The organism is Paenibacillus andongensis, assembly GCF_025369935.1.
GTDB classification, from domain to species: domain Bacteria; phylum Bacillota; class Bacilli; order Paenibacillales; family NBRC-103111; genus Paenibacillus_E; species Paenibacillus_E andongensis.
Window position 1 is genome coordinate 5,680,350 of sequence record NZ_CP104467.1, and the last position, 22,971, is coordinate 5,703,320.

Annotated in this window: 25 protein-coding genes and 1 riboswitch; of the genes, 7 read left to right on the forward strand and 18 right to left on the reverse strand. The window is 43.5% G+C overall.

Features of this window, described 5'->3' with window-relative positions; all coding sequences use genetic code 11:
- Positions 1-33: 33 nt before the first annotated feature.
- The 5 genes from NYR53_RS25455 to NYR53_RS25475 all read right to left on the reverse strand — a co-directional run bounded on the left by NYR53_RS25455 (position 34) and on the right by NYR53_RS25475 (position 5,025).
- Positions 34-1,116 carry an alkene reductase gene (locus tag NYR53_RS25455; protein ID WP_261301913.1) on the reverse strand — a complete coding sequence of 361 codons (1,083 nt, stop codon included), beginning with the start codon at positions 1,114-1,116 and terminating at the stop codon, positions 34-36.
- A gap of 102 nt (positions 1,117-1,218) precedes the next feature.
- Positions 1,219-1,917 (reverse strand): SDR family oxidoreductase, encoded by a 699-nt coding sequence (locus tag NYR53_RS25460; protein WP_261301914.1) that lies wholly within the window; start codon positions 1,915-1,917, stop codon positions 1,219-1,221.
- 302 nt (positions 1,918-2,219) lie between these two features.
- The gene (locus tag NYR53_RS25465; protein WP_261301915.1) at positions 2,220-2,798 is read right to left on the reverse strand and encodes a TetR/AcrR family transcriptional regulator; all 579 of its coding nucleotides are present in this window, start codon (positions 2,796-2,798) and stop codon (positions 2,220-2,222) included.
- Between the two features lie 304 nt (positions 2,799-3,102).
- The gene (locus NYR53_RS25470) at positions 3,103-3,729 is read right to left on the reverse strand and encodes a fumarylacetoacetate hydrolase family protein (protein WP_261301916.1); all 627 of its coding nucleotides are present in this window, start codon (positions 3,727-3,729) and stop codon (positions 3,103-3,105) included.
- An 18-nt stretch (positions 3,730-3,747) separates the two neighbouring features.
- A complete protein-coding gene (locus tag NYR53_RS25475) occupies positions 3,748-5,025 on the reverse strand; it encodes a CapA family protein (protein WP_261301917.1) in 1,278 nt (425 codons plus the stop codon).
- 154 nt (positions 5,026-5,179) lie between these two features.
- On the opposite strand from NYR53_RS25475, the gene NYR53_RS25480 reads away from it, so the two are divergent.
- Entirely contained in the window at positions 5,180-5,953 is a 774-nt protein-coding gene (locus NYR53_RS25480; RefSeq protein WP_261301918.1) for a metallophosphoesterase family protein, read from the forward strand.
- 965 nt (positions 5,954-6,918) lie between these two features.
- Here the strand turns inward: NYR53_RS25480 and NYR53_RS25485 are convergent.
- Positions 6,919-7,554, reverse strand: coding sequence for an O-methyltransferase (locus NYR53_RS25485; RefSeq protein ID WP_261301919.1), 636 nt, complete (start codon positions 7,552-7,554; stop codon positions 6,919-6,921).
- A 135-nt stretch (positions 7,555-7,689) separates the two neighbouring features.
- Between NYR53_RS25485 and NYR53_RS25490 the strand changes: the two genes are divergently transcribed.
- The gene (locus tag NYR53_RS25490; RefSeq protein ID WP_261301920.1) at positions 7,690-8,829 is read left to right on the forward strand and encodes a THUMP domain-containing class I SAM-dependent RNA methyltransferase; all 1,140 of its coding nucleotides are present in this window, start codon (positions 7,690-7,692) and stop codon (positions 8,827-8,829) included.
- A gap of 128 nt (positions 8,830-8,957) precedes the next feature.
- Here NYR53_RS25490 and paiA read toward each other — a convergent pair whose 3' ends face one another.
- The 8 genes from paiA to NYR53_RS25530 form a co-directional block, all read right to left on the reverse strand.
- Entirely contained in the window at positions 8,958-9,476 is a 519-nt protein-coding gene (gene paiA, locus NYR53_RS25495) for a spermidine/spermine N(1)-acetyltransferase (protein ID WP_261301921.1), read from the reverse strand.
- Between the two features lie 24 nt (positions 9,477-9,500).
- Complete coding sequence (locus NYR53_RS25500; protein WP_261301922.1) at positions 9,501-9,953, reverse strand: MarR family winged helix-turn-helix transcriptional regulator; 453 nt, start codon at positions 9,951-9,953, stop codon at positions 9,501-9,503.
- 181 nt (positions 9,954-10,134) lie between these two features.
- Entirely contained in the window at positions 10,135-10,263 is a 129-nt protein-coding gene (locus tag NYR53_RS25505; protein WP_261301923.1) for a hypothetical protein, read from the reverse strand.
- Positions 10,253-10,648, reverse strand: coding sequence for an SMU1112c/YaeR family gloxylase I-like metalloprotein (gloA2, locus tag NYR53_RS25510; RefSeq protein WP_047686242.1), 396 nt, complete (start codon positions 10,646-10,648; stop codon positions 10,253-10,255). The genes NYR53_RS25505 and gloA2 overlap by 11 nt, the downstream gene beginning before the upstream one ends.
- Before the next feature lie 76 nt (positions 10,649-10,724).
- A complete protein-coding gene (locus tag NYR53_RS25515) occupies positions 10,725-11,639 on the reverse strand; it encodes an exopolyphosphatase (protein ID WP_261301924.1) in 915 nt (304 codons plus the stop codon).
- Positions 11,640-11,775: 136 nt separating this feature from the next.
- Positions 11,776-12,081, reverse strand: a complete 306-nt coding sequence (locus NYR53_RS25520; protein ID WP_056827641.1) for a hypothetical protein — start codon at positions 12,079-12,081, stop codon at positions 11,776-11,778.
- 104 nt (positions 12,082-12,185) lie between these two features.
- Positions 12,186-12,279: riboswitch (cyclic di-GMP riboswitch) on the reverse strand.
- A 109-nt stretch (positions 12,280-12,388) separates the two neighbouring features.
- The gene (locus tag NYR53_RS25525) at positions 12,389-13,612 is read right to left on the reverse strand and encodes an MDR family MFS transporter (protein ID WP_261301925.1); all 1,224 of its coding nucleotides are present in this window, start codon (positions 13,610-13,612) and stop codon (positions 12,389-12,391) included.
- 1,095 nt (positions 13,613-14,707) lie between these two features.
- Entirely contained in the window at positions 14,708-15,718 is a 1,011-nt protein-coding gene (locus NYR53_RS25530; protein WP_261301926.1) for a UCP032817 domain-containing protein, read from the reverse strand.
- A gap of 112 nt (positions 15,719-15,830) precedes the next feature.
- Here NYR53_RS25530 and NYR53_RS25535 point away from each other — a divergent pair, with 112 nt between their 5' ends.
- Complete coding sequence (locus NYR53_RS25535; protein ID WP_261301927.1) at positions 15,831-16,715, forward strand: TIGR01777 family oxidoreductase; 885 nt, start codon at positions 15,831-15,833, stop codon at positions 16,713-16,715.
- A 53-nt stretch (positions 16,716-16,768) separates the two neighbouring features.
- Here the strand turns inward: NYR53_RS25535 and NYR53_RS25540 are convergent, their stop codons facing one another.
- Positions 16,769-18,259 (reverse strand): esterase-like activity of phytase family protein, encoded by a 1,491-nt coding sequence (locus tag NYR53_RS25540; RefSeq protein WP_261301928.1) that lies wholly within the window; start codon positions 18,257-18,259, stop codon positions 16,769-16,771.
- A gap of 191 nt (positions 18,260-18,450) precedes the next feature.
- Here NYR53_RS25540 and NYR53_RS25545 point away from each other — a divergent pair, with 191 nt between their 5' ends.
- Positions 18,451-18,945: a glutathione peroxidase gene (locus NYR53_RS25545; RefSeq protein WP_261301929.1), complete on the forward strand. Its 495-nt coding sequence runs from the start codon at positions 18,451-18,453 to the stop codon at positions 18,943-18,945.
- 54 nt (positions 18,946-18,999) lie between these two features.
- Here NYR53_RS25545 and NYR53_RS25550 read toward each other — a convergent pair whose 3' ends face one another.
- Both NYR53_RS25550 and NYR53_RS25555 read right to left on the reverse strand, forming a co-directional pair.
- Positions 19,000-19,221, reverse strand: a complete 222-nt coding sequence (locus NYR53_RS25550) for a YuzB family protein (RefSeq protein WP_029199373.1) — start codon at positions 19,219-19,221, stop codon at positions 19,000-19,002.
- A complete protein-coding gene (locus tag NYR53_RS25555; RefSeq protein WP_029199372.1) occupies positions 19,221-19,523 on the reverse strand; it encodes a heme biosynthesis protein HemY in 303 nt (100 codons plus the stop codon). Before NYR53_RS25555 ends, NYR53_RS25550 begins: the two co-directional genes overlap by 1 nt.
- Before the next feature lie 218 nt (positions 19,524-19,741).
- Here NYR53_RS25555 and NYR53_RS25560 point away from each other — a divergent pair, with 218 nt between their 5' ends.
- From NYR53_RS25560 to ytvI, 3 genes are read left to right on the forward strand one after another with little or no spacing between them, the layout of a single operon-like run.
- Positions 19,742-20,101, forward strand: coding sequence for a winged helix-turn-helix transcriptional regulator (locus NYR53_RS25560; RefSeq protein ID WP_029199371.1), 360 nt, complete (start codon positions 19,742-19,744; stop codon positions 20,099-20,101).
- Positions 20,102-20,139: 38 nt separating this feature from the next.
- Complete coding sequence (map, locus tag NYR53_RS25565) at positions 20,140-20,886, forward strand: type I methionyl aminopeptidase (RefSeq protein ID WP_261301930.1); 747 nt, start codon at positions 20,140-20,142, stop codon at positions 20,884-20,886.
- A gap of 19 nt (positions 20,887-20,905) precedes the next feature.
- Positions 20,906-22,018 (forward strand): sporulation integral membrane protein YtvI, encoded by a 1,113-nt coding sequence (gene ytvI, locus NYR53_RS25570; RefSeq protein ID WP_261301931.1) that lies wholly within the window; start codon positions 20,906-20,908, stop codon positions 22,016-22,018.
- Positions 22,019-22,076: 58 nt separating this feature from the next.
- On the opposite strand, the gene NYR53_RS25575 is transcribed toward ytvI, so the two are convergent.
- A complete protein-coding gene (locus tag NYR53_RS25575; protein WP_261301932.1) occupies positions 22,077-22,859 on the reverse strand; it encodes an AraC family transcriptional regulator in 783 nt (260 codons plus the stop codon).
- Between the last annotated feature and the right edge of the window lie 112 nt (positions 22,860-22,971).

Consider the following 22,971-nt stretch of genomic DNA (forward strand, 5'->3'; position numbering starts at 1 on the left):
TTGTACGCCATTTATTTGCCATATAAGTTATTCTCACCGCTCTTGAGATATTAATTCTTTCATCGTAGGATAATCCGTATAACCCACGCTTCCGTTACCACCAAAGAATGTTGTACCGTCTCCTTCATTCAAAGGAAACCCTTCTTTGAGACGTTCAACTAAATCCGGATTAGCTAATGACCATACACCGACTGGCACCATATCAGCAACGCCATTATCAATATCTAAACTAATATCTTCTAGAGCTCGCCCAGCTCGATTGACTAATAATGGATTTGGCCAAATTGAACGAATTTCATGGAGCAGAGTTTCATTTCCTACATGCATAACATGAAGGTAAGCTAAATTAAATTGAGCTAGTTCTTTTACAAGATGGATATAAACTTCAGGACCTTGTTCTCCTTCATTAATCCCACCAAGAGGTGTTCCTGGCGAAATACGGAATCCTGTTCTTTCTGCTCCAATTTCTTCAACGATTGCTTTCGTTACTTTAATAGCAAAGCGAGCACGATTCTCTATAGATCCACCGTATTTATCCGATCGTTTATTCGAATTTACTCCGATAAATTGATTAATTAGATAACCATTTGCTCCATGGATCTCAACGCCGTCAGCCCCTGCTTCAATAGCTGCCGCTGCTGCTTTTCGGAAGTCTGCAATTGTCGTTTGAATATCTTCTTTACTTAATTCACGTGGAACAGGTATTTCCTGCATCCCTTTAGCAGTAAACATTTCTAGACCAGGTGCAATCGCAGATGGTGCAACTGCTTGACGATGATGTGGTGTATTGTCGGGGTGCGACATACGACCGACATGCATTAATTGGATAAACATAAATCCACCTGCTTCATGCACCGCGTCCGTAACCTGTTTCCACCCTTGAATATGATTTTCAGTATAGATACCAGGTGACCATAAGTAACCTTGACCATCGTCAGAGGGTTGTGTACCTTCACTAATAATTAATCCCATAGATGCTCTTTGAGCATAATAAAGGGAACTTAGTTCTCCCGGTGTACCATCTTCTTGCGCTCTACTACGTGTCATTGGTGCCATCGCTAAACGATGAGGTAATTCCAAATTTCCAATTTTCGTTTTGCTCCACAATTTATCCAATTTCGTACACTCCTCTTCAAAATAATGATACTAGTTTTATACGTACGTGCTGTTACGTATTTGATTGAAATCTTGGATAAATCACTGTATTAGTAATTTGTATTAGGAGAGATGTGGGTATATCGCAGGAACACCACCGGCAAAAGCACTTTGGATCTTTCGGCTCACGTCATCTGCAACAATTTCAAAGCTGTCGGATTCTATGCCATCAATAGCAATTTTTGCGATATCCGCAGGGTTGGATTTGGGAGCTTCTAAGCTCGATGTCATATCTGTCTCCATAAAGCCCACATGTAATCCAGCTACTCTCACATTTTGAGGATACAGATTTAAACGTAGGTCGTTCGTCAATGCCCACTCTGCCGCCTTTGCAGCCGTATAAGCGCCTACAGCTCCCGAACTAAACCAAGATAATGCAGAAAGAATATTCAGAATCGATCCTCCCCCGTTATTTGCTAGAATCGGTGCGAAAGTACGAACCATGGAAAGTGTGCCAAAGAAATGCGTATTAAACTCGAAATGTATTTTATCGAGATCACCGTCAAGCAAAGAAGCGCCTGTAGACGATCCTGCATTGTTGATCAAAAGCGTAACATCCTTAGCGACCATAGCGGCTGCAGCTACCTCTTGAGGGTTGGTAATATCAAGCTTTACAGGTATTACACCGGGAATGTCAATGGACTTCGGATTTCTTGCACCAGCATAAACCTTAGCCCCTCTGGATAGAAGTTCAAGAGCTAAATGGCGGCCAAAACCTCGGTTCGCCCCGGTGACAAATGCGACTTGTTCAGAAATTTTCATTATTAATTGCTCCTTTTATTATTTGATTCTGGTACAATAATTCAAAACTACGCAAGTAATGATTTCCTTAAGGAGAAGTTTTAAGCATAGGCAAGTTTCGGAAAAGTCTCGCCATACGGGAATGATCATTCTAAAAAACATAAGAATGAACCATTCATGGAGAGAACTTTAAGCAAGGCAAGACATATTATACGAGAACGATCATTCTAAAATATGCATAAGCACTGATATCTTCTTAGGAGTAAGCTTCACTACAGCTCAGACTTACTCATATATGAACGATCATTCTAAGGATAAAAGAATTATTTTTCTAAAAGCTTGATGGATACATTGGCTATACGGTGTAGTTTTTCTTTGAGAATGGAGGTTCTTGTCATTACCCTTAACCCAACGCATACAGTATGCAGATGTTCCGCCATTTCGTCGGCATCGTAATCTGAGGTGAATTCTCCATTCCGCTTCCCCCACAGAATAATATCCTTGAGTAGCTGCTCTGATAGTGTGAACGATTCAGTGGACTTAGAATCCACATCTGTATCGCGCATTGCCAATTCCACCGCCGAATTCACCATTAAACAGCCTGAAGGCGAGTCCTCTACACCATCTATTATGAAACTAAAAATAAACTGAAGAGCCTCCGCTGCAGTCTTGGAGCGTTTAACTTCTCCCGCAAGCTCAGCATTGACTTTATCGCGAAATCGATCCATAGCTTTCAGAAACAGCGTATGTTTGTCGCCAAATGTGTCATACAAACTTCTGCGATGGATTCCCATATGCTCGACCAGATCAGTCAAGGATGTCTTCTCATAACCTTGTTCCCAAAAGAGCTTCATCGCCTTATCTAATACTACGTTCTCTTCGAATTCTTTGCTTCTTGCCATTCTATTTTCCTCCTCCCATCGTCAATATAACATATTGAGAACGATCGGTAAAGAAAATAAACGCATTTTAGTAATAATCCTGCGAATTCATGAGGCTGAGTGAGGAAACTAAATTATTTCGATGGAGTTTAATGGCCACAACGTCAGTCTAAGACTATTTGCACACGGCGCGGATATCTGGCCTTATCTCACCTGTATTAAAGGTTAACCTCTCGGTCACCCAAAACATATAAATCTTATCTTATAAAATAAAGGGCAGATCTCTCAGGTCATAAATGACCTTAAGAGACTGCCCTTTGATCTGTTAAATGTTAATCGTAACAGCTCCGAATACTTCTTCGCCCCATAACAGCTCCAAGCGATCACCATGATGCACAGGACCTACCCCTTCAGGAGTACCCGTATAGATAATATCGCCAGCACCTAAACCATAATGCTTTGCAATGTAATCAATGATGGTCTGTAGATCGAAGATCATATTGCTGATGTTTCCGTTCTGAACAACCTGTCCATTCTGGCGAAGCTGAAAGTTCGTTTCTGATAGCTTCGAAGCTCCTTTGAATGGTCGGAACGTACTGATTGGCGCCGAATTCAGAAAGCCTTTAGCAGGCAGCCAGGGCTGACCCTTCTTCTTAATGACGTTCTGAACATCCCGAAGTGTGAAATCAATGCCGAGTGCATACTTGTCGACAATCTCATCCACTTGGATGCCTTTTGTATAAGGCTTAGCGATATGTAGAACAAGCTCGGCTTCATAGTGAATCTCACCTTGATTACCTGGGAGCGTCAACTCTCCCCCGTTCATTGGGGCAAGTGCATGTGTCGGCTTGGTGAAAATCATGGGTTGGTCAGGAACATCATTCCCCAGTTCAGCGGCATGTGCCCGGTAGTTGCGACCTACACAGTAAATATTGCGAACAGCTTCTGTCATGTTTGATTGCTCCTCATCTTATTTCTTGCTAACATTTCCTTGCGCGTCCACTTGAGCGCCTATCGAGATTTTACTCAACCGCTGAAAGAGTTTTTCGCCATCTTCCGTATTCATCGGAGTCGGCAGTGCTGCTTTGGTCAATATAGGCACAAGGTGGATATCGCATTGTTTATCTTTGGAACATGCGGCCTCTAAAATAACTGTCTCCCAAGTCTTCGGAGTATCATTCGTTGTAAAAATGAAATTACCTAGACTATAGGCAATCCATTTGCCTTTATATTGCTCGAAGCCTTGTAAGACATGGGGATGACCGCCTACGATGAGATCAGCGCCGGCATCGATGTAACGATGAGCCAAGTCTTTCTGATTCTTATCCGGATTATCGCTTCTTTCCACTCCCCAATGGGTAACGACAACGACAAGATCCGCGCTTTCTTTTGCTTTCTGAATGGCTTCAACTGGCAGTTTGTAACTATAGGTTTCGGCTACGCCGGCATGGCCAGGACCCGCCTTCCATGAAGCCTCTGGAACGACACGGCTGAAGCCGAAGAAAGCAATCTTCACACCATCTTTTTCCACGATGACCGGTCGGTAGGCTTCTTCCAAATCTTTGCCCGCTCCAACTCGCTTAACGCCTTCTTGATCAAGGGCATCCATCGTATCCAGCAAGCCCTCTGTACCATAATCCATCACGTGGTTATTCGCTAGATTAACAAGATCAATTCCGGAAGCTTTCAGGGCAGGCAAGGCCATCGGTGAAGAACGATAGACGTAATCCTTTTTTTGAACAGTACCTCTAGTCGTTATGGGTGTTTCTAAATTAGCAATTGTAAAATCGGGCTTGCTCAGAAAATCTTTAACATTCGTATAAGGGTAATCATAGCCTTTTTCTTTTAGAATATCTTCCACTTTGGAGGCCATCAATACATCACCCACAAAAGTTAACTTTACTTGCCCGCCACTTCTCGTTGGCTCACTCGATGCGGTAGGAGCAGGTGTCGGGATAACGGCTTTTGCCGTAGACTCTGGGCTAGGCTTTGTACTTGGCTCCGCACTAGCTGATCCCGCTGTATTCGTTGGTTTGGTTGGAATAGGCGAAACACTAACCACTGGTGATGATGCTGAATCTTGCTCTTCCGCTGAATTACTTTTCGATGTCCAATAGGAAGCGCCAATGCCAATAGCAAAACAAGCCGCTGCGGCAAGCGTGAGTCCCCCAATTACTTTGAGCGGGGTCTTCTTGTTCGTAGAGCGTTCTTTTTTCGGTTTACGGTGACGATCTTGTCTGGATTCCAATCAAAACATTCCCCTTTCCCCCTACAAATTATAGCAGAAGATTCCCTCGTTGGGTAATAGTAAGAGACTCTCATTTCCAGATTCATAAGCCTTGTGGTATAACAGAAGCATAGCTAAGCACATTCGAGTTTATTAGAGAAAGGGAACGAAAACGTTGGAGAAAATCGCAATCATATCGGATATTCATGGTAATTTACCCGCACTGGAAGCTGTGCTTTTAGATATTCAACGCCGAGGAATTACACGCATTATTTGTTTAGGCGACCTTGTGGGTAAAGGGCCTGATTCCGCTGCTGTCGTTGACCGTATCAAGGAGGTATGTGAATCCGTTGTTCAAGGAAACTGGGATTTGGGGATTACCCTTCCGCAGGAGAATCCTGCCGGATTGTGGCATCAGCATCAGCTTGGCGAGGTTAGGCTTGCTTATCTGAAACAGCTGAATTTCTCCGTTGATTTGAATGTAAGCGGTAAATTGTTCCGATTGTTCCACGCTTCTGCGCAAAGTGTTTATCATAGAGTGAAACGTAAAGCATCCAAGGAAGAACGTCTCGCTATGTTTCAAAATACTCAGATGACAGGTGTGCCGACAGATGGGAAACAACCTGATATTGTCGGCTATGGAGACATTCATATCCCCTATCTCATAACGATCAAAAACCCATCGGAGAAACGCTCTGTGAAGCAAGCGAGCAGCGGTCTGATGCTCTTCAATGTGGGAAGTGTAGGAACGCCGTATGATGGCATTCCTCAAGCTTGCTACTGCGTCTTGGAGGGGGAAACCGAAGGTAATATGCAAGCTGGCTTTGCGATTCAATTCGTGCGTGTTCCTTATGATATTGACTATGCTGTTCGCTTGGCTTACACCGCGCAAATGCCGGAAAGTCTTAGGTATGAGCTAGAGATTACTACAGGTCTGGTTCATAAATGAAGGATTAGATAAAAGAGCTGGAAAAATTAATCGTGGTAATTCTTTCCATAATATGATAATATAGGCGTATCATTGAAAGTGAGGATGCCATCCATGAGCCTGAACTGGCGTAAAATTGTTTTGATCGTCGTATGTGCAGAGTTATTATTTATCTATTGGAACGGCATCAGTGCTATATCTTTCAGGAAGCAAGAAGTCACTCACCCTAGTACCACATCACAACCCGTGCCTCCGTTGACGCAAATAAAACCAATTACTCCTGGCAAATTAAGCGAGTCTGACTTCCATATATCCGATCAAAAAGCATCTTAAATAAGAGGGAAGCTTCGCTTACTCCAAACGAGAAACATATGTTATATAAGTGGTAAGCTTCGCTACCCCTAAACACAAACATATAAATTCTTTGTCAACGAAAAACGCTCTAAGCTATTGCTAGCTTAGAGCGTTTTTGCGTACAAAGAGGGGTTTCTAGAGATTGCACGCCGTGCATCCAATCTAATGAGAAACAAGCTTTTTCAACTTTGTAGGTGACTCTGTTTGCCGTACGACAGCGCCGATTCTATCTTCAATCCTGTTCTACATGGAGGTGTCTTGAATCGGGATCCAACGTCAAATATGCTCTCTTTGAGATTCCAGATGAATGAATCCATATTCGCGGTTGAATGATGTTGTAAAATGTGCAACAATTGCTGCCTAAATCTCGCCTTTTCCCTTCGTTGTTGTAATATGTACAACAATTTGATCCTATTTAGGCCATTTCGCACCAAATGGGCTGAAAATGTTGTACAAACTGCAACTTCAAGTTAAAAAATGGCCCTTGGGCGCATGAATTGTTGTAGATTTTACAACATTGTTAACCACTATAGCCTTTCTACCCTCACGAAGCTGCTGAAAATCTCAAAAATCGATTTTATGCCTACCATTTTTCTGAGGGGGGGCTAATGAATAAATCGACTGTCTCAGTACTACTTCACTCGTGCTAAAGCCAAGCCATCATAGGCCGGCAGGATGGTGCTTTCCAAGCGCGGATCGGTGGCGACCAGCTGGTTGAAAGTACGCATCGCTTGGACCGCGGCTTTGGTTTGGTTCGCATCGACGACTTTTCCTCGCATCAGGGTGTTATCCCCTGCAATAATGGCCCCAGGGTTCGCCAGCTTAATTGCGAGCTCCAAATAATTCGGATAATTTACCTTGTCCGCATCGATAAAAAAGAAATCAAATCGCTCTCCCTGCTCAAGAAGCTCATTCAGGTGAATGAGCGCTTCGCCAATCCGGTACTCAACGAGCTCGCCAAGGCCCGCTTCGGTCAGATTTTGCTTGGCTACATCAGCAAATTCTTGTTTTAACTCCAGCGAAATAAGCTTGCCGCCTTCTTTCAAGCCTCTCGCCAAACAAATACCGCTATAACCGCCTAAAGCGCCTATTTCCAACACCTTCGTTGCGCCAATCATCGTCACCAGCATAGTAAGCAATCTGCCGTATCCAGGTGCAATCGAAATTTCGGGCATATTCTGGGTGCGTATGACTTCCTTCACTCGTTCTAGAACTGTATCTTCTTCGTATAAACCCTCCATATAGCTCTCGGCTGTTATGGTTTCCATGTTTTTTCCTCCTTAGAAAAGCATCAGTGCATTCACTTTGCGTGTTTCGTTTGTAAGTGTAACCTATTTGTCCTATACTTGTTAATTGTATGAGTTTTATGAGCGATGCACAACCCGGATGGAAGGAATCTAAACATGCCACAACAAATTGAATTAATCGCAACTTGCCCAATGGGACTTGAGGCCATCGTTGCACGCGAAATCCGTGATCTTGGCTACAATGAAGTCACCGTCGAGAATGGGCGTGTCCGTTTTCTTGGCGACGAGTTGGCCATCTGCCGAGCCAATCTTTGGCTCAGAACCGCCGATCGCATCTTGGTACTCATGGGCCAATTCAAGGCCCTTACTTTCGATGAGCTTTTCGAAGGCACCAAGGCGCTTGCTTGGCCAGACTGGATTCCGAACGATGCCGAATTCCCTGTGGAAGGGCGTTCCCATAAGTCACAATTATCTAGCGTTCCCGCTTGCCAAGGAATCGTGAAGAAAGCGGTCGTAGAGAAGCTGAAGCTTCGCTACGGAACGGAGTGGTTCCCCGAGAACGGGGCACGCTACGTAATCGAAGTCGCGCTCCTGAACGATATCGCAACGCTGACGATCGACACGACCGGCGCCAGCCTGCATAAGCGCGGCTACCGTAAGCTCGTGACCGAAGCGCCGCTCAAGGAGACCATGGCGGCTGCGATGATCCTCCTCAGCCGCTGGAAGGTCGACAGACCGCTCTACGACCCGTTCTGCGGGTCTGGGACGATCCCGATCGAGGCAGCTATGATCGGATGGAACATCGCGCCAGGACTGCGGCGCAGCTTCCCTAGCGAGGCGTGGGGCAATATCCCACGCAAGTTGTGGGACAAGGCTCGCGACGAGGCCTTCGACGCCGTTAAAGATGATGTTCCGCTGAACATCATCGGCAGTGACATCGATCCCTCTGCCATCGAAGTGGCAGAGGCTGCCGCGAAGGCCGCCGGCTTGACGAAACAGTTCAAGCTGCTTGTGGAACCAGTCGCCAAAGCCCGCCCGCGCGGCGACTACGGCTGCTTGATCACCAACCCTCCCTATGGAGAGCGGCTTGGTGAAGCGCAAGATGTCGAGGTGGCGCTGCGCCAGCTCGGTGCACTCACTGCTCCTATGCCGTCATGGAGCCTGTTCATATTAAGCCCGAGCACACAGCTCGAGCATTATATGAACCGCCGCGCGGATAAGAAGCGTAAGCTATTTAACGGACGGATCGAGTGTAACCTGTTCCAGTATCTTGGACCTTTACCACCGCGTAGGTAAGACACAAACAGCATACCGAAACTTTCTTCAAATGAAACAGCGGCGAACTAAGACTTGAAAATAAAAGTCTTAGCTGCCGCTGTCTTTAATTGAACGTTGTCCGTTAGAAATATCATTTCAGAGAAATGTTATATGAGTGATTTGGTCATTATAAAATCTATTTGTTCTTCATCACCCATATAGAAAGAGTGAGTTCCTGTTTGAACAAACTCCATTTTTTTATAAAAGGTAATTGCGCTCTCATTTTTTTCCCAAACCCCTAGCCAAACCTTCTCTTTATTCCGTTCTAACGCTATTTCTATCGCTTTATTTATTAGATATTTACCAAACCCCTGTTTATGATGTTTTTTCCTTATATAAATCCGCTCGATTTCAAGTGAATCATTGCCCATTATTTCAGATTGAGCATCATTGGTGTTTACCTTTAAATACCCGGCAATTTCCTCATTTGAATAAATAAAATAGAATTCCGAAGAGATGTTTGACAATTCTTTTTCTAATTGATTTAAGTTAAATGCTCTTTCCAAATAGGCTTTCATATTTTCAGGTGAATTTTGATTCTGAAATGTCTCATTAAATGTTTCAACACTAATTTCTTGAAGTAAGCCTAAATCTTCAAACATGCACTTTTTTATAAGTATTGTCATTTTATTTGTCCACCTTTTCATAAATCAATAATTTCTCTTGTTTCCTTTTTTTACAAACTCCCAGTCTTTTTCTACATTTTTTCTGACTCTTTGCAGCAAGTTAAACATGGTTTCTACTTCACTTTCGGAGAACCCAGATAGTGCGACCCTATTGGAATAATCGTTTTCCCTTTTTATTAAAGGGTAAACATTCTTCCCTTTCTCTGTAGGAAATAGTTTTTTAATTTTTTGGTTATATGGATCATCATTCTTTTCAATAAATCCATTAATCTCAAGTTTCTTTATAGCCCGAGCTGCTGTTGTTCGATCTACCTTGATCATTTCAGCTAACTTTTCTTGAATAATTCCTGGATTTTCACATATTCGCACGAGGTACAAGTACTGTCCTTTTGTAAGGTCATATTTTTTAAATTCTATATTACTTATCGAATCCAAAGACCTTGCAATCATTCCAACCTCACGTAGAATTTCCTTCATATTTGCAACTCCGCTAATCATGTATTTTTAAAATGTCGTAAGAAAATAGTACTTCATTTTTATTGCATTTACAACAAAAATCCCGCAGACTTTTTCAACGGACAAGTAAATAAAAATCCCTCAACGGCTCATCCGACCTAGCTGCATGTATGCAGCGGTCAGATCAAGCTAGTGAGGGATTTTATTTTATAAACAAAAACCAAATCAATAATGCCCATAGGGGAATGGACACAAGAATACTCCATAAGCAGCCTTTGGCAAACCGCAGCTTCGGCTCCTGTTCAGTCCTTTCTTGACGATCATTTGGCATGTTCCACCAACTCCAAGGGCAGCCCATCCGGATCTGCAAAAAAAGTATATTGGTCACCGGTAATAGGATCAATCCGCACCGGTTCTACCGCAATCCCCTTGCTCTCAAGTTCTTTAACGCTTTGTTCCATATTCGGCACAACAAAAGCCAAATGCCTAAGGCCCCTTGCCTCAGGCTGGTTAACTCGCAGCGGAGGGTTCGGAAATGAAAATAACTCGATCTGCTGTTCGGTCTTCCCGATGCGCAAATCCAACTTATAGGAGTCACGTTCTGCACGATATGTTTCGTGTATGACCGTTAATCCAAGTAAATCGACATAGAAGTGTTTCGATCGCTCATAATTTGAGCTAATGATTGCCACATGATGAATTTGTGCTAACTCCACTCCATTCCCTCCTGTCCCCATTTCGTGAAAAACCGCATTCCGGGAACTCCCCATCCTGCGGTCCGTTTCATTCATTTTATCCGTCTGTTCGCATCGTTTCAACAATTTTCTTCAAAACTTCCTCAGCGTTCACATAGTCAACTTGGCAAGTACCTGCTGCATGATGACCGCCTCCACCATTTTGAAGCATCAAGTTACCAATATTCGTTTTCGATGTGCGATTCACAATGCTGTGTCCACAAGCAAAGACGCAGTTTTGTTTATTTCGGCCATCGATGACCCAAATCGAGATATTTTGCTCTGGATACAGGGCATACACCATGAAACGGTTCCCTGGATAGATGGTTTCCACATCACGAAGGTCGGTAATAATAACATTGCCTTCCGTCCGCGTATAGGTTTGAAGCATATCACGATATAAGGCATCTAATTCGAAATACCGCGCCACGCGCTCTTTCACATCTGGCAATTCCATAATCTCATGAACGGACATTGTTGCACAGTGCTCCACGAGATCTTCCATCAATTGATAGTTACTGATCCGATAATCGCGATAACGCCCTAAACCCGTTCGAGCATCCATGATAAAAGATAATAAATCCCATCCGCTCGGATTCAAAATATCTTCTTTGCTGAACTGCGCCGAATCCGCTTTATCCACCCCGCGCATAATATCGTCGATATCTCCGAAGGTCTCTCGCCCTCCATAGTAATCATAAACAACACGTGCCGCACTTGGCGCGATACGGGTTTCTCCTTTGAATTCAACCTTCTCCCCCATCCGCTCAAGTTCACTGGAATGATGATCGAACCACAAGCCACAACCCGCTACATAAGGGACATTGGCCAAAATATCGTTTTCTGAAACCTCAATCAAACCGTCCTGCATATCTTTGGGATGGACAAATTTCATCTCATCTACCATGTTTAACTTTTTGAAAAGCATCGCGCATACTAAACCATCAAAATCCGAACGTGTGATTAATCTCATGCTATGTATCCCCCTAATAATAGTTCCTAAGCACTACTAAAACCTATGAGATTCATTATATCAGCTAGTGTCAATTTGTGACAATGATTTTGTCTTTACATAACCCTTACAGCTGGTAATAAAAAAAACGATACGCCTAGATAGGCTGTACCGTTCTTAATTTGGATGATAAGCATTGATAGAGCCTTGTCAAAAATGCTTCAATTTGCGACATCGGCGGCATTTTAACCGAAAGTTTAACTTCGCCTTTCCAGTAAAAAATCAAGATGCTGTTGTTTCTCCCATGAAACATTTCAACATCCCAACAAGCTTCATTTAACGCGTACTCTTCCCGATTAATCATGAGCTTCGGTCCATCCGTGGAAGGTACCAAACGGGCAACATGGTTACCACATAACGAAGTCACTTTTTGTTCTTCTTGTAGTATTCCTTCAGATTGCATGCTGCTGGATCCTCCTTTTATTTTTACATAAATTTGTTATGACAGAGAGAAAAACCCCACCATAGTGAACCGATCGGAGGGGTTCTGATGTTGATACCCAATCGTTCGGCGGCTGGCTGGCTGCGAGTCCGGTTTTAGGACAAGGAAGCCCCTTTAGCTTTGCGTCACTGGCTTTCGCCAGCTTTGCCTTTGTCGAGATGTCTTTCTAACTATCTGAAGAGCTAAGTAATAAATATCTACTCTCTCAAGGATACGGGAACTCGTTTTGAAATCGAATAGTTCCTAAGAACTAATTTTGCAATATTTTTCAAAAAAATTCTTTTTTCGACGTATTTTTTAACATTATTTGACGAATAGAGCCTCTCCAATAAAAAAAGGACCCGGTAATCGTAAGAACGGCCATAAGAACATACAACGTATTTCCACCATAAGACACTAACAAGAACCCACCAACCCAAGGTCCAATAAAGTGGCCTATGTTCGTTAGTGTTTGAGCACCAAAATACGTGCCACGCATATGCTCGGGAGCTAATTTGTCAATCAACATATTAGCAGCAGGATAATTTAAAATCTCGCCAAAGGTGAAAATACCCATCGAAATAATAAGCCATACCAGCGAGTGGGAAAATGCAAAGCCAACATCCCCTAACGCAAACATTAGGTTACCAACTATTATTGCAGCAAGTGGCGTGTACTTCTCAGCCCAACGAGTAAGTGGAATCTGCATGGCGATAACCACAATCGCGTTCACACTCATTAAGATCGCAAACATTTTCACACCATCCACAAAACTATGCTCCAAATATTGCGAAAGTGTCACCATCACCTGTGAGTAGCCGATAGCTCCAATAATACCGCCAAGGATATACAATCGAAAAGTAACATCACTGCGAATCACTCGCAAAGCAGAAACAAAGGTAACTGAAGATTTCTTCTCACCCTCGATTTTCTTGATGCCAAAAACGATGAGCAGTGCATAAAGGGTGACCGCATAAATAAAATAAATGGTTCCTGTAATAAGAAAAGGCAGCGCACCGTTCATCGTAGCGAAAAAGGCACCCAAAAGTGGTCCGACAGCAACTCCTACATTGATAGCCATATACCGCATCGAAAACACCTTAAGTCTCTTCGCAGGTTCTGTGAGATCGGCCATCAACGCCTGAGATACAGGCTCATAAAATGACCGGCACAAGCCGTTCAGCATATTTAGCAGCATAAAAAGGATTGGTAATTTAACTATGCCGAAGCCTAAGAACACGAATGCCCAGCCAAAAAGCGCAGCCAGCATAATAATGCGCCTACCGAATCGGTCCGATAAGGTGCCCCCAATAAAGCCGCCTACGGTTCCAGCCAAAGAACCCATTCCGATGACAATTCCGATCATCACCGCGCTCATCGACGTATGTCTAGCTAAATAAATCGCGAGAAAAGGCAAACTCATGGAGGATGCTGCCCGAGCCATAACGGTTCCAAGAATTAACGTATGTACAATAGGATGATAAGAACTTAGAAAACCACGTAACCGATTCATTTAAAAGGACTCCTATCGCCGCTTAATTTACCGTGGGTCAAAGAAATCGACACCGAATTCCAATTATACACGAAAAATGACGATATGTGTCTTCAATTTGTTCTAAATTTCGAATGTGGCGCGCGGGATCGTGTCAGGATGGCGGGGTTCAGGTTGGTTCTCGACAAGCATGGATGCAAAATGTACATCTAAATTTGTTAAAAGCGGCTTATTGGGAGAGTTATCATGCATTTTGTACATCAAATTTAAAGCGAATCCGGCTTTTTAGCCTGAAGTGGTAGATTTAGATGTAGTTTTTGCAGCTTCTGCCTAGCAACAGCTAGTTTGAGCAGAAATTACCTGCACTTTTTGCATCAAATTACAAGGCTGTGGAAGGCGAGATTATCTACTTTGTTAAGATGGGGGTTCCGGCGTAAGTGATATCACCATTCGTTGAAGCTGGGGGTACTAGTTACTCTAAAAGATGGCAAGCGTTGGGTTGGCAGATATAGCAGCTGGATTCTACTTTATAGGAGGATAGATCCCCGATTGCCTGTATTGGGCATGTGACATGCTCCGTTATCGGTGGTTACAGTAGAAGTAATTTCAAAATTTCGGTACTAAGCTGCTGATCCGAGACTCAAGGGGAACGAGGAGCCGCTATTTTCCGTTATTATGTCGATATGGGCCCTTATGCGGAACGAGGGGACGCTATTTTAGTGTTTTTGCGATTTTTACACCTCTGACGCGTGAAATAGCGGCTCCTCATTCCGCGAAACCATGAAATACGCGGTTTCGAGCAAAATAAGGTATCTACGTTCCGTCGAGCTGGGAGTCAGTAATGCTGCACTTTCATATGTGAAGCTAATTTTAAGAGTAGGCTCGGCTTCCTCCCATACTCAAACAAAAAGCACTCTCCGACGAAGAGTGCAAACGAGCGTGTCTACTGTTCTTTGTGTTCTCTGTGTTCATTGTGTTCTCTCTGTTCTCTCTGTTCTCTCTGTTCTCTCTGTTCTCTCTGTTCTCTCTGTTCTCTCTGTTCTCTCTGTTCTCTCTGTTCTTTGTATTCTCTGTGTTCTCTCTGTTCTCTATGTTCTTACTGTTCCACGGCTTAACCTAGCTGCCGCCACCGCCGCAACTAGACCCGCAGCTCGATCCTGACGAGCATGAAGAGCCTGAGCTGCAACTGCTGCCGCTGCTGCAGCTGCTGCCGCCGCCTTGATCTCCAGAACTATCGCCGCTACCACCAGAGCCTCCACAACCCGATGAAGAACAGTTGCTGTGCTTGTTATTATGGTTATTTTCATTCATAGGCCACTGAGCGTTCATCCCGCTTGTAAAGTTATCACTATCCTGAATGGAGAAGAACATCATGGCACCTGCCATGTACACCAAGTTGTTCGGGTTTGTTAGTGAATCCTTCCAGCCTGTGTCCTCAAACCTACGGCTATTCGCTGAATGTCTAGCTTCATGAATCGCCTGCTTAATGAGGATGCGGATCGTCTCTGCAATTTCTGGATATCGCTTCGCCTGCTCCATATCGAACCATTGCTCGGCGATTTCATCTTCATTCGCTTTGCGAAGCAAATCTGTTCGCTCCTCATCCAACGGATTGCGGAAAAATCCGTTCCAGCACCGCGAACTGGTTGGAGCGAACTCGAACAAATGCGCATAGACCCAATCAAACCAGGCACGTTCACCTGGCATTTGCTTCGGCTCGCGTTCAGGTGAATGATGAATAGCGCCACCTGCGAATTGATCCCCGAACCGCTGATATTCTCTCGTAAACATCAGCATCTCATGCCAAATCTCATCGATTTCGCTGCTAAACATCGGGGTTCTTTTTAAAATGAGATTCATCAGGAAAAATCGTTTTAATTCGAACCATTTACAGGCAAACTCGTCATCGGACATGGAAGGATTCCCAGCTTTTACGCGATATTGAAGTCTTTCTACATAATCGAGTGGAAGTGCACTATTCAGCTTAGCAACGATTCGATCTAATGGAACACCTTTTAGCAAACCAAGTCCTTGGGGTAAATCTGAAGCTCGAAAGCTCGGTTTGGATTTCCCTACACGGCTTTTCTTAGACGGTTTGGGTGATTTTCGAAATAAAAAACGAAACATTTGGCATCCCTCCCTATTTCCAATATAACACAGTAATGTAAGGAGAAGAATAACACCGATTGGAAAACATTGTATATAGGCCCTATAATAAATAGAAAGGAGGTGCTGAAGGATGAAAATAGCCGTAACCGGTGGCAGCGGATTTATTGGCAAACGATTGATATTTCATTTGCTGCAGCAAGGTCATGAAGTCATCAATATTTCACGTTCACCCAAAGCGGTTGTAGAGCATGTACGCACCGTCACTTGGGATCAACTACAGATGGATTCGAGTGCATTCACAGGACTGGATGCTATTGTGAATTTGGCCGGCGAGTCGATTAATCAGCGCTGGACAGCTGCAGCCAAAGAACGAATCGTTGAGTCCAGACTAAAGGCGGCTGAGCAAGTGGCTCAGCTTGTTGAACGCATGGAAGTGAAACCGAAAGTCGTCGTCAATGCCTCAGGTATGTCCGTTTACGGTACCTCAGAAACCGAATCCTTTGACGAACGAAGTCCGCACCGCCCTGTCGATTTCTTATCGCGTGTAGTCGAGCAGTGGGAAGTCGCGGCTGATCAGATAAAGGGAACACGTATTGTAAAAGTCCGCGTGGGGCTTGTTCTAGACGGCAAGGAAGGTGCATTCCCAAAAATGGCCTTGCCTTATAAACTTGGTGTTGGCGGTCCGATTGGCAGCGGCAAGCAATGGCTCTCTTGGATTCACATCGTTGATATGGTGAGGCTTATCGAATTCTGCATTCAGAACGAAACGATTATAGGTCCTGTTAATGCAACAGCGCCGAATCCGGTCACGAATAAAGAGTTTGGACGGGTATTAGCGAATGCGATGCGAAGACCTAATCTATTCCCGCTTCCCGCGTTTATTTTAAAAGTGATGTTCGGTGAGTTATCTACCCTACTTTTGGAAGGTCAAAAGGTGCTCCCTCGCGTTTTATTAGAGCATGGCTTTACGTTTAAGTATTCTTTCGTAGATAAAGCCCTCGCTGATATTGTTTAAATAATAAAACCCAGACCACCGAGTGCCTCGATGAGCTGGGTTTTCGTTTACTTTTATTTCGTGGATAAATCGTCTGAAACTTGAATAAGTTGTAATTGCGTAGGTGCGTTTGTTAATGTTAATACGCCTTTATCATCATAGCTAATACCGAAGTCATTGTCGTTTACAATCGCAATTGTATTTTTGTCAACAACCGTCAAGCCTTCAATCTTCTCATACGGGTATCCTAGTTTAGCAATATCCACAATTAATTCTTTGCTCACTGGTTGAATGCCTTGGTCTTTAAGCTGCTGAATGGATAGGCTTTCCAGGTTTTTGCTTGTATCTGTTCCTAAAATATTCGTAGCTTTAGAGAAATCAGATTTGTAAATTCGTTTCAGCTGTGCATCAGCACCCGCATTCTTATCACGCTCATCAACTAGCAGCACATCACTGGATAGTGCGGAGAGATCACTGATCACGATATCTTTTTGGTTCACTTTGACGAACATGCCAGCTTGTTCAGCCACATAAACATACTCGCCCACGATTTGTTTCGTTGCTAGATCCATTTTGAGGATACGCAGATTTCTGGAAGACTCCCCTGTTTTCTTGTCCGGATTTGCCATTGGACTTTGAATGGACGTGTACAAAAATTTGCCGTCTGGGGAAATCGACACCCCTTCAAATCCACGGTTGGAAATACGCGTATTGTATACTTCAGGCAGTGTATCAAAAATTGGCGTTTGGGCACCAGCTTGAACGAGCTTGTCTTTAGCGCCTTTAGGGACGTAACGTCCTAGTATCGTGCCATCACGTTTCACTTGAAGAATAGATGGGCGGTACTCATCTGAAAGCCAAAATGTATCATCAGCAGGACTATACGCGATACCTTCCAAATCAAGACCGTCCGGATCATACGCAAGCTTCGTAACACCTTTCTCATCGTACGGCACTTCATCGATTCCAACCAAGTTCGGCAATCCTGTTATGTATTTGCTATTGCTTACTTTATCTAATTTGCCATCCGGAAGCGATAGTTTGATGGTTTCCAAGACTTCAATGTTTCCGTTCGTAATTTTGAATTTATAAATACGAGGATTATAGTTGTCGATCGGGAATGTGCGTAGTTTATCTTTACCTACTTCACCGTTGGGTCCACGATCCGCTAACGTATAGAACGTATCTGCCGCATCTTTAGGCAAGTGGACAAGACCGGAGAAACCGCCTTCTTGAATACCTTTATCAAGCACGGGAGCATTTTTCCACTCATATTTACCAGTCACTTTAGGAATATCTTTGAGCGAGATGGATTGATTCCATTCATTCCATTCGATCTGTTTGCCAAGCGCTTCACCAATGGTGCGAAGAGGAACATATGTGCTTCCGTTAATGACAACGGGATCTTTATCAAGCGTAAGCGTTTTCCCACCAGAGGTTAGCTGAAACTTCACAGCGATAGCCTCCAAAGTAGCTTGTCCTGCGGATACGACAGTTGTTGTAGAAACGGCACAAATGGCCGCAAGTACAATAAGCAGTCGTTTTCTTCTGAGTAATCTTTTCATAGTAACCCTCCATCATCTAATAAACTTTCACTTTGATAAGCATAATGTTTATATATTCGCGGAGTGTCAGAGGGATATGAAAAAATTGTAAAAATAAGGAACCCCCGTATGTGGCAAAAAAATAGCTTTTCAAACTCATTGAATTTGTATACAATTAAATTGTGTAAAATAAAATGAAGAGGGTGACCCTTTTGAACGTTCATCAATTTACAGCTCGCACGATCCGCGGTGAAGAAAAGTCTCTTGCCGATTATCAAGGTCAAGTGCTGCTTATTGTAAATACCGCAACACAGTGCGGATTTGCTCCTCAATTCAAAGGACTTCAAGAGCTCCATGACACATATAAAGAACAAGGTTTTAGCGTGTTAGGATTTCCATGCAATCAGTTTAAGGATCAGGAGCCCGGCGACGACGCTCAAGTCGAGCAAACTTGCCAAATTAATTTCGGTGTTAACTTTCCTTTGTTCTCCAAAATCAATGTGAACGGCGCAGACGCCCATCCGCTTTACCAATACTTGAAAAAACAGGCATCAGGACTACTTGGTTCAAGCATCAAATGGAATTTCACAAAGTTTCTAGTTGATCAGCAAGGCAATGTGATTAAACGCTTCTCCCCTACTACTTCACCAAGCAAAATAGACAGCCAAATTCGCAAGCTGTTAGAGAAATCAGCTGTTCATGCTTAATCCTATTGAAATGAAGAAAAGCATCCAATCCCAAAGCGGGCGGATGCTTTTTCTTTATTTTACATACTTTTTGACCTTTTCAATCACTTCGTCTTCTGTTGGTGCTGTCACATAGCGTCCATTAATAAAAATAAATGCAAATCGGGAACAAGGACCGCAATATGATTTGCAGGCAACTTTGACTTCAGCATCGGGGGCAATGACACTTATTTTAGAAAGGGCCGTCTTCACCTTCATGTGTTTGCATTTATCACAAATGCGAATATCATTGCGCATTAGTGATCTCCGTGATTCCCCTTGCTTGGGTTCGTAATCATGAAGCCTTCTTCTGGTGTGTAGAAGTAATCAATACGGATGCCATCCAGCAAAGGTTCATTTTTATCAAGAATAACGTCAATACCTTTATCCGTGCTTACAAGGACGTCATTTTCTGATTTATCGTCAAGACCCAAACCATAGTGAGCATGGTCACCGTGTGAATGAGTCACTTGTACGCGAACCAATAATCCTTTGTTTTCTTCTTTATCAAGCTCCAACTGAAGTACTTTAGCTGCATTGCGTGAAATTTTGACGTTCATATGTACACATCTCCTGAAACTTAATTTTTTATTTCTTATTGTAAAGAATCTAAGGCACGAAATCAACCTTTGTCCAAGGTCATGCCTTCCTATTGCTAATTCACTTAACGAACTTTAGAATACATAGTAGTAAGCACAAAGAACACTAATTACACGGAAGAAACTAACTTACATAAAAGTTAGTCTATATTACATCCAAATTGAAAGGAAGCGATCTTATGTCAACCCTAGAGAATGAAAAAGTCGCTCCACTCAGCAACTATGTTCCTAAAGTACCCAAAGAAATCGAATGCTCAGTGGAAAGAACACTTGAAGTTATTGGTGGAAAATGGGCTTTTCTCGTGCTTCGCGAATTATTTTGCGGAACGAAGCGTTTCGGCGAGCTGCAGCGCCAGATAACTGGAGTAAGCCCTAAATCATTAACGGATATCCTTCGTCACCTCGAGGAACATGGGGTTTTGGAACGAATGGCTTACCCTACGGTTCCTGTTACGGTCGAGTATACCTTGACACCGAAGGGCCAGGATTTGCATCAAATAATAAAAGAAATGAAGTTATGGTCAGCAAAGTGGACATAATGACTAATTAGGGACTATCACCAGAGGAGTGGAGCTTGATGATTACAATCAAATCAAAAGAACAAATAGAAAAAATGGGCCGAGCAGGCCGTATCCTGGCTGATTGCCATAAAGAAATTGCCAAAATGATCCGACCTGGTATTACCTCCTGGGAAATCGACCAATTCGTAGAGGGCTTTCTGGCTAAACACGGAGCCACTCCTGAGCAAAAAGGGTATCACGGTTATCCATATGCTACTTGTGCTTCCGTCAACGACGTGATCTGTCACGGTTTTCCTAAGAAGGAGCCCCTGAATGACGGCGATATTGTAACCATCGACATGGTTGTTCGTATAGATGGTTGGTTGGCTGACTCCGCGTGGTCCTATGCTGTGGGTAACATTTCTCCGGTTGCCGAGAAGTTGCTGCAAGTAACGAAAGAATCTCTTTACAAAGGAATTGAGCAAGCCATTCCCGGCAACCGTATCGGCGATGTGTCGCATGCCATTCAGGTGTATGCCGAATCTCATGGTTTTTCCGTTGTAAGAGATTTTATCGGACACGGGATTGGCTCCGAGATGCATGAAGAGCCGCAAGTGCCTCATTATGGGCCAGCTGGCAAAGGGCCGCGGATTAAAGAAGGCATGGTCTTCACAATTGAACCGATGCTAAATGTCGGTAAATACCATTCCAAAGTTGATCAAGACGGATGGACAGCAAGAACTTATGACGGCAGTCTTTCCGCTCAGTACGAACACACCATTGCGATTACTAGCCAAGGACCGATTATTTTAACCGAACAATAATGATCCTGGAGGAACATGCATGCTTTCTTTTTACAAAAAATATTGGAGAACAGCTTTTGACATCGCTCTCATTGTACTAACCGTCTATTTATTCATGCTGTTATTTAGTTACCTGTATCGCATCGCTACCCCTATCTTTCTGGCTCTGATCATTTTCATGATGATCGAGCCTTTTGCTAGGTTTTTGCATCGCAAAGGGATACGTAAGTCAATCGCTTCGGCGATTTCGACCTTAGTATTTGTCCTTATTATCCTTGGCGCACTGACCGGTGCCGCAGTCATTTTTACCAGTCAGATCATGAGTCTTGTCGATAAGGTGGATGAATACCAAGCGGTTTTCAACGATCAAATCATACATAAAATTAGCGAATTGAATGACCGATTTCAAACGCTGCCACCTGACGTTATTGCGAAAGCCAAAGATTATGCTGGGCAATTCGCCGGCAATGCCTCCAAGTTTATCATTGCTTTCTTATCTGGTTTGGTAGCCTCGTTGACATCGTTCTCAACCTTCATGTTTAACTTCATCGTCGGGATCATCTTAGCCTACTTCCTTAGCATTGAAATTGATTCTTGGAAACGCCTTGCAGGTGAAAAAACACCAAAAACCTTCAAATCCGTCTTCTTTTTTCTCAAAGAAAATGTCGTGAAAGGGATTGTCTCCTACATAAAAGCGCAAGCCAAACTAATCTCTTTGACGTTCGTTGTCGTATTCTTCGCCTTGCTTCTGCTCGGCGTTAATAATGCTTTCTCTATCTCGTTGTTGTCAGCTATATTCGATGTGCTGCCGCTGCTTGGCGTATCCACTTTGTTCATTCCATGGATCATCTACCTGTTTATTGTTGGACAAACGACTCTAGCGATCTGGCTCAGTGCCATACTCCTGGTCGTCATCCTCGTCAGACAAATTATGGAGCCAAAGATTACTGGAGAATCACTCGGAGTATCGGCCTTTACAACCTTAGCTTTCATGATTGTATCCCTTTCCCTCTTTGGATTTGCTGGGGTCATCCTTTCGCCTGTACTGATCATTCTAATCAAAGCTCTGTATACGCAAGGCTACCTGCAACGTTGGATTCGTAAGCCCGAAGATGAGTATGTTCAAGGTAAATTACCTTATAGCGGACCTTAATGTCCCGCAACAACGAAAAAAGGCTCCAGCTTTTCCTAAGGAAAAGTTGGGGCCTTTTTTAAACACGATGCCTGTTTCGGTATATCGATGGAGCCATGCCCATTTTTCGGGTAAAAACGCGGCTCAAATAAAAGCCGTTTTCGAATCCGCATTTCTCGGCAATCGCATCCAAGGTAAGTGTTGATCCCTCCAACAAATGCCGAGCTCTAGTGAGACGCATTTCATTCAAAAACTCCGAAGGTGTTAGTCCGTACGCCTTGCGAAACTTACGGGTGAATTGTACGGGGGTGAGTCCCAGAGATACGGCCAAATCCAAAAGGGATAAGCTATCATAAGCATATTCCGTCATGTACCTCCGGGCCTTCTCCATTAACAAATCCACTTCTATGGATGGGTCTTCTTTGTGATCTCGCTCCATTTTGACCAAACGTAATAAATCATTCACCATGTGCTGTTTGTGCAGCGTGCTCTCTTCGTCCCAGCCGGGAAGCTGTCTCAAATAACGATAATTAGAAGATAAACGTTCTTTATCGTTAATCGTCAATTTCCCTATCCAAACGGCTTCATCACCAACATATGGTTCAGATAACCATACAAACTGCAGGAAGTGAAAGGACAGTGGTTCGAGTGTTTTCCTCTGAAACACGGTATTAGGTGGACAGATGACAATGTCTCCGAACCCCGCTTCGCCTTTCTGCTCCCCAACTCGATAGAGGAATCTGCCGTCTTCTACGGCAAATATCGTCCAACATGGATACTCGTCTTCATCTAACATAAACGCCACTTTTCGGTGCCAATAGACATGGGAGATGAGCTTAATAGTTACATCATGTAAAGCCACAACCTCACCCCTTCTATATTGAAATAAAGTATATGTCTATTGTAACTATCTGCATGTTCAATGGAAATAGGATATTCTACAATGAAATTAAAGATATCCTACAAATCAGTGA

What these genes read in the sequence shown, in the direction of transcription:
- map (WP_261301930.1), top strand. Translation starts at nt 20,140, where the DNA reads ATGATTACAATCAAATCAAAAGAACAAATAGAAAAAATGGGCCGAGCA.
- NYR53_RS25470 (WP_261301916.1), bottom strand. Translation starts at nt 3,729, where the DNA reads ATGACAGAAGCTGTTCGCAATATTTACTGTGTAGGTCGCAACTACCGG.
- paiA (WP_261301921.1), bottom strand. Translation starts at nt 9,476, where the DNA reads ATGACAATACTTATAAAAAAGTGCATGTTTGAAGATTTAGGCTTACTT.
- ytvI (WP_261301931.1), top strand. Translation starts at nt 20,906, where the DNA reads ATGCTTTCTTTTTACAAAAAATATTGGAGAACAGCTTTTGACATCGCT.
- NYR53_RS25505 (WP_261301923.1), bottom strand. Translation starts at nt 10,263, where the DNA reads ATGCCAAATGATCGTCAAGAAAGGACTGAACAGGAGCCGAAGCTGCGG.
- NYR53_RS25465 (WP_261301915.1), bottom strand. Translation starts at nt 2,798, where the DNA reads ATGGCAAGAAGCAAAGAATTCGAAGAGAACGTAGTATTAGATAAGGCG.
- NYR53_RS25485 (WP_261301919.1), bottom strand. Translation starts at nt 7,554, where the DNA reads ATGGAAACCATAACAGCCGAGAGCTATATGGAGGGTTTATACGAAGAA.
- NYR53_RS25550 (WP_029199373.1), bottom strand. Translation starts at nt 19,221, where the DNA reads ATGCGCAATGATATTCGCATTTGTGATAAATGCAAACACATGAAGGTG.
- NYR53_RS25500 (WP_261301922.1), bottom strand. Translation starts at nt 9,953, where the DNA reads ATGAAGGAAATTCTACGTGAGGTTGGAATGATTGCAAGGTCTTTGGAT.
- NYR53_RS25525 (WP_261301925.1), bottom strand. Translation starts at nt 13,612, where the DNA reads ATGAATCGGTTACGTGGTTTTCTAAGTTCTTATCATCCTATTGTACAT.
- NYR53_RS25535 (WP_261301927.1), top strand. Translation starts at nt 15,831, where the DNA reads ATGAAAATAGCCGTAACCGGTGGCAGCGGATTTATTGGCAAACGATTG.
- NYR53_RS25530 (WP_261301926.1), bottom strand. Translation starts at nt 15,718, where the DNA reads ATGTTTCGTTTTTTATTTCGAAAATCACCCAAACCGTCTAAGAAAAGC.
- NYR53_RS25560 (WP_029199371.1), top strand. Translation starts at nt 19,742, where the DNA reads ATGTCAACCCTAGAGAATGAAAAAGTCGCTCCACTCAGCAACTATGTT.
- NYR53_RS25520 (WP_056827641.1), bottom strand. Translation starts at nt 12,081, where the DNA reads ATGCAATCTGAAGGAATACTACAAGAAGAACAAAAAGTGACTTCGTTA.
- NYR53_RS25515 (WP_261301924.1), bottom strand. Translation starts at nt 11,639, where the DNA reads ATGAGATTAATCACACGTTCGGATTTTGATGGTTTAGTATGCGCGATG.
- NYR53_RS25555 (WP_029199372.1), bottom strand. Translation starts at nt 19,523, where the DNA reads ATGAACGTCAAAATTTCACGCAATGCAGCTAAAGTACTTCAGTTGGAG.
- NYR53_RS25540 (WP_261301928.1), bottom strand. Translation starts at nt 18,259, where the DNA reads ATGAAAAGATTACTCAGAAGAAAACGACTGCTTATTGTACTTGCGGCC.
- NYR53_RS25490 (WP_261301920.1), top strand. Translation starts at nt 7,690, where the DNA reads ATGCCACAACAAATTGAATTAATCGCAACTTGCCCAATGGGACTTGAG.
- NYR53_RS25460 (WP_261301914.1), bottom strand. Translation starts at nt 1,917, where the DNA reads ATGAAAATTTCTGAACAAGTCGCATTTGTCACCGGGGCGAACCGAGGT.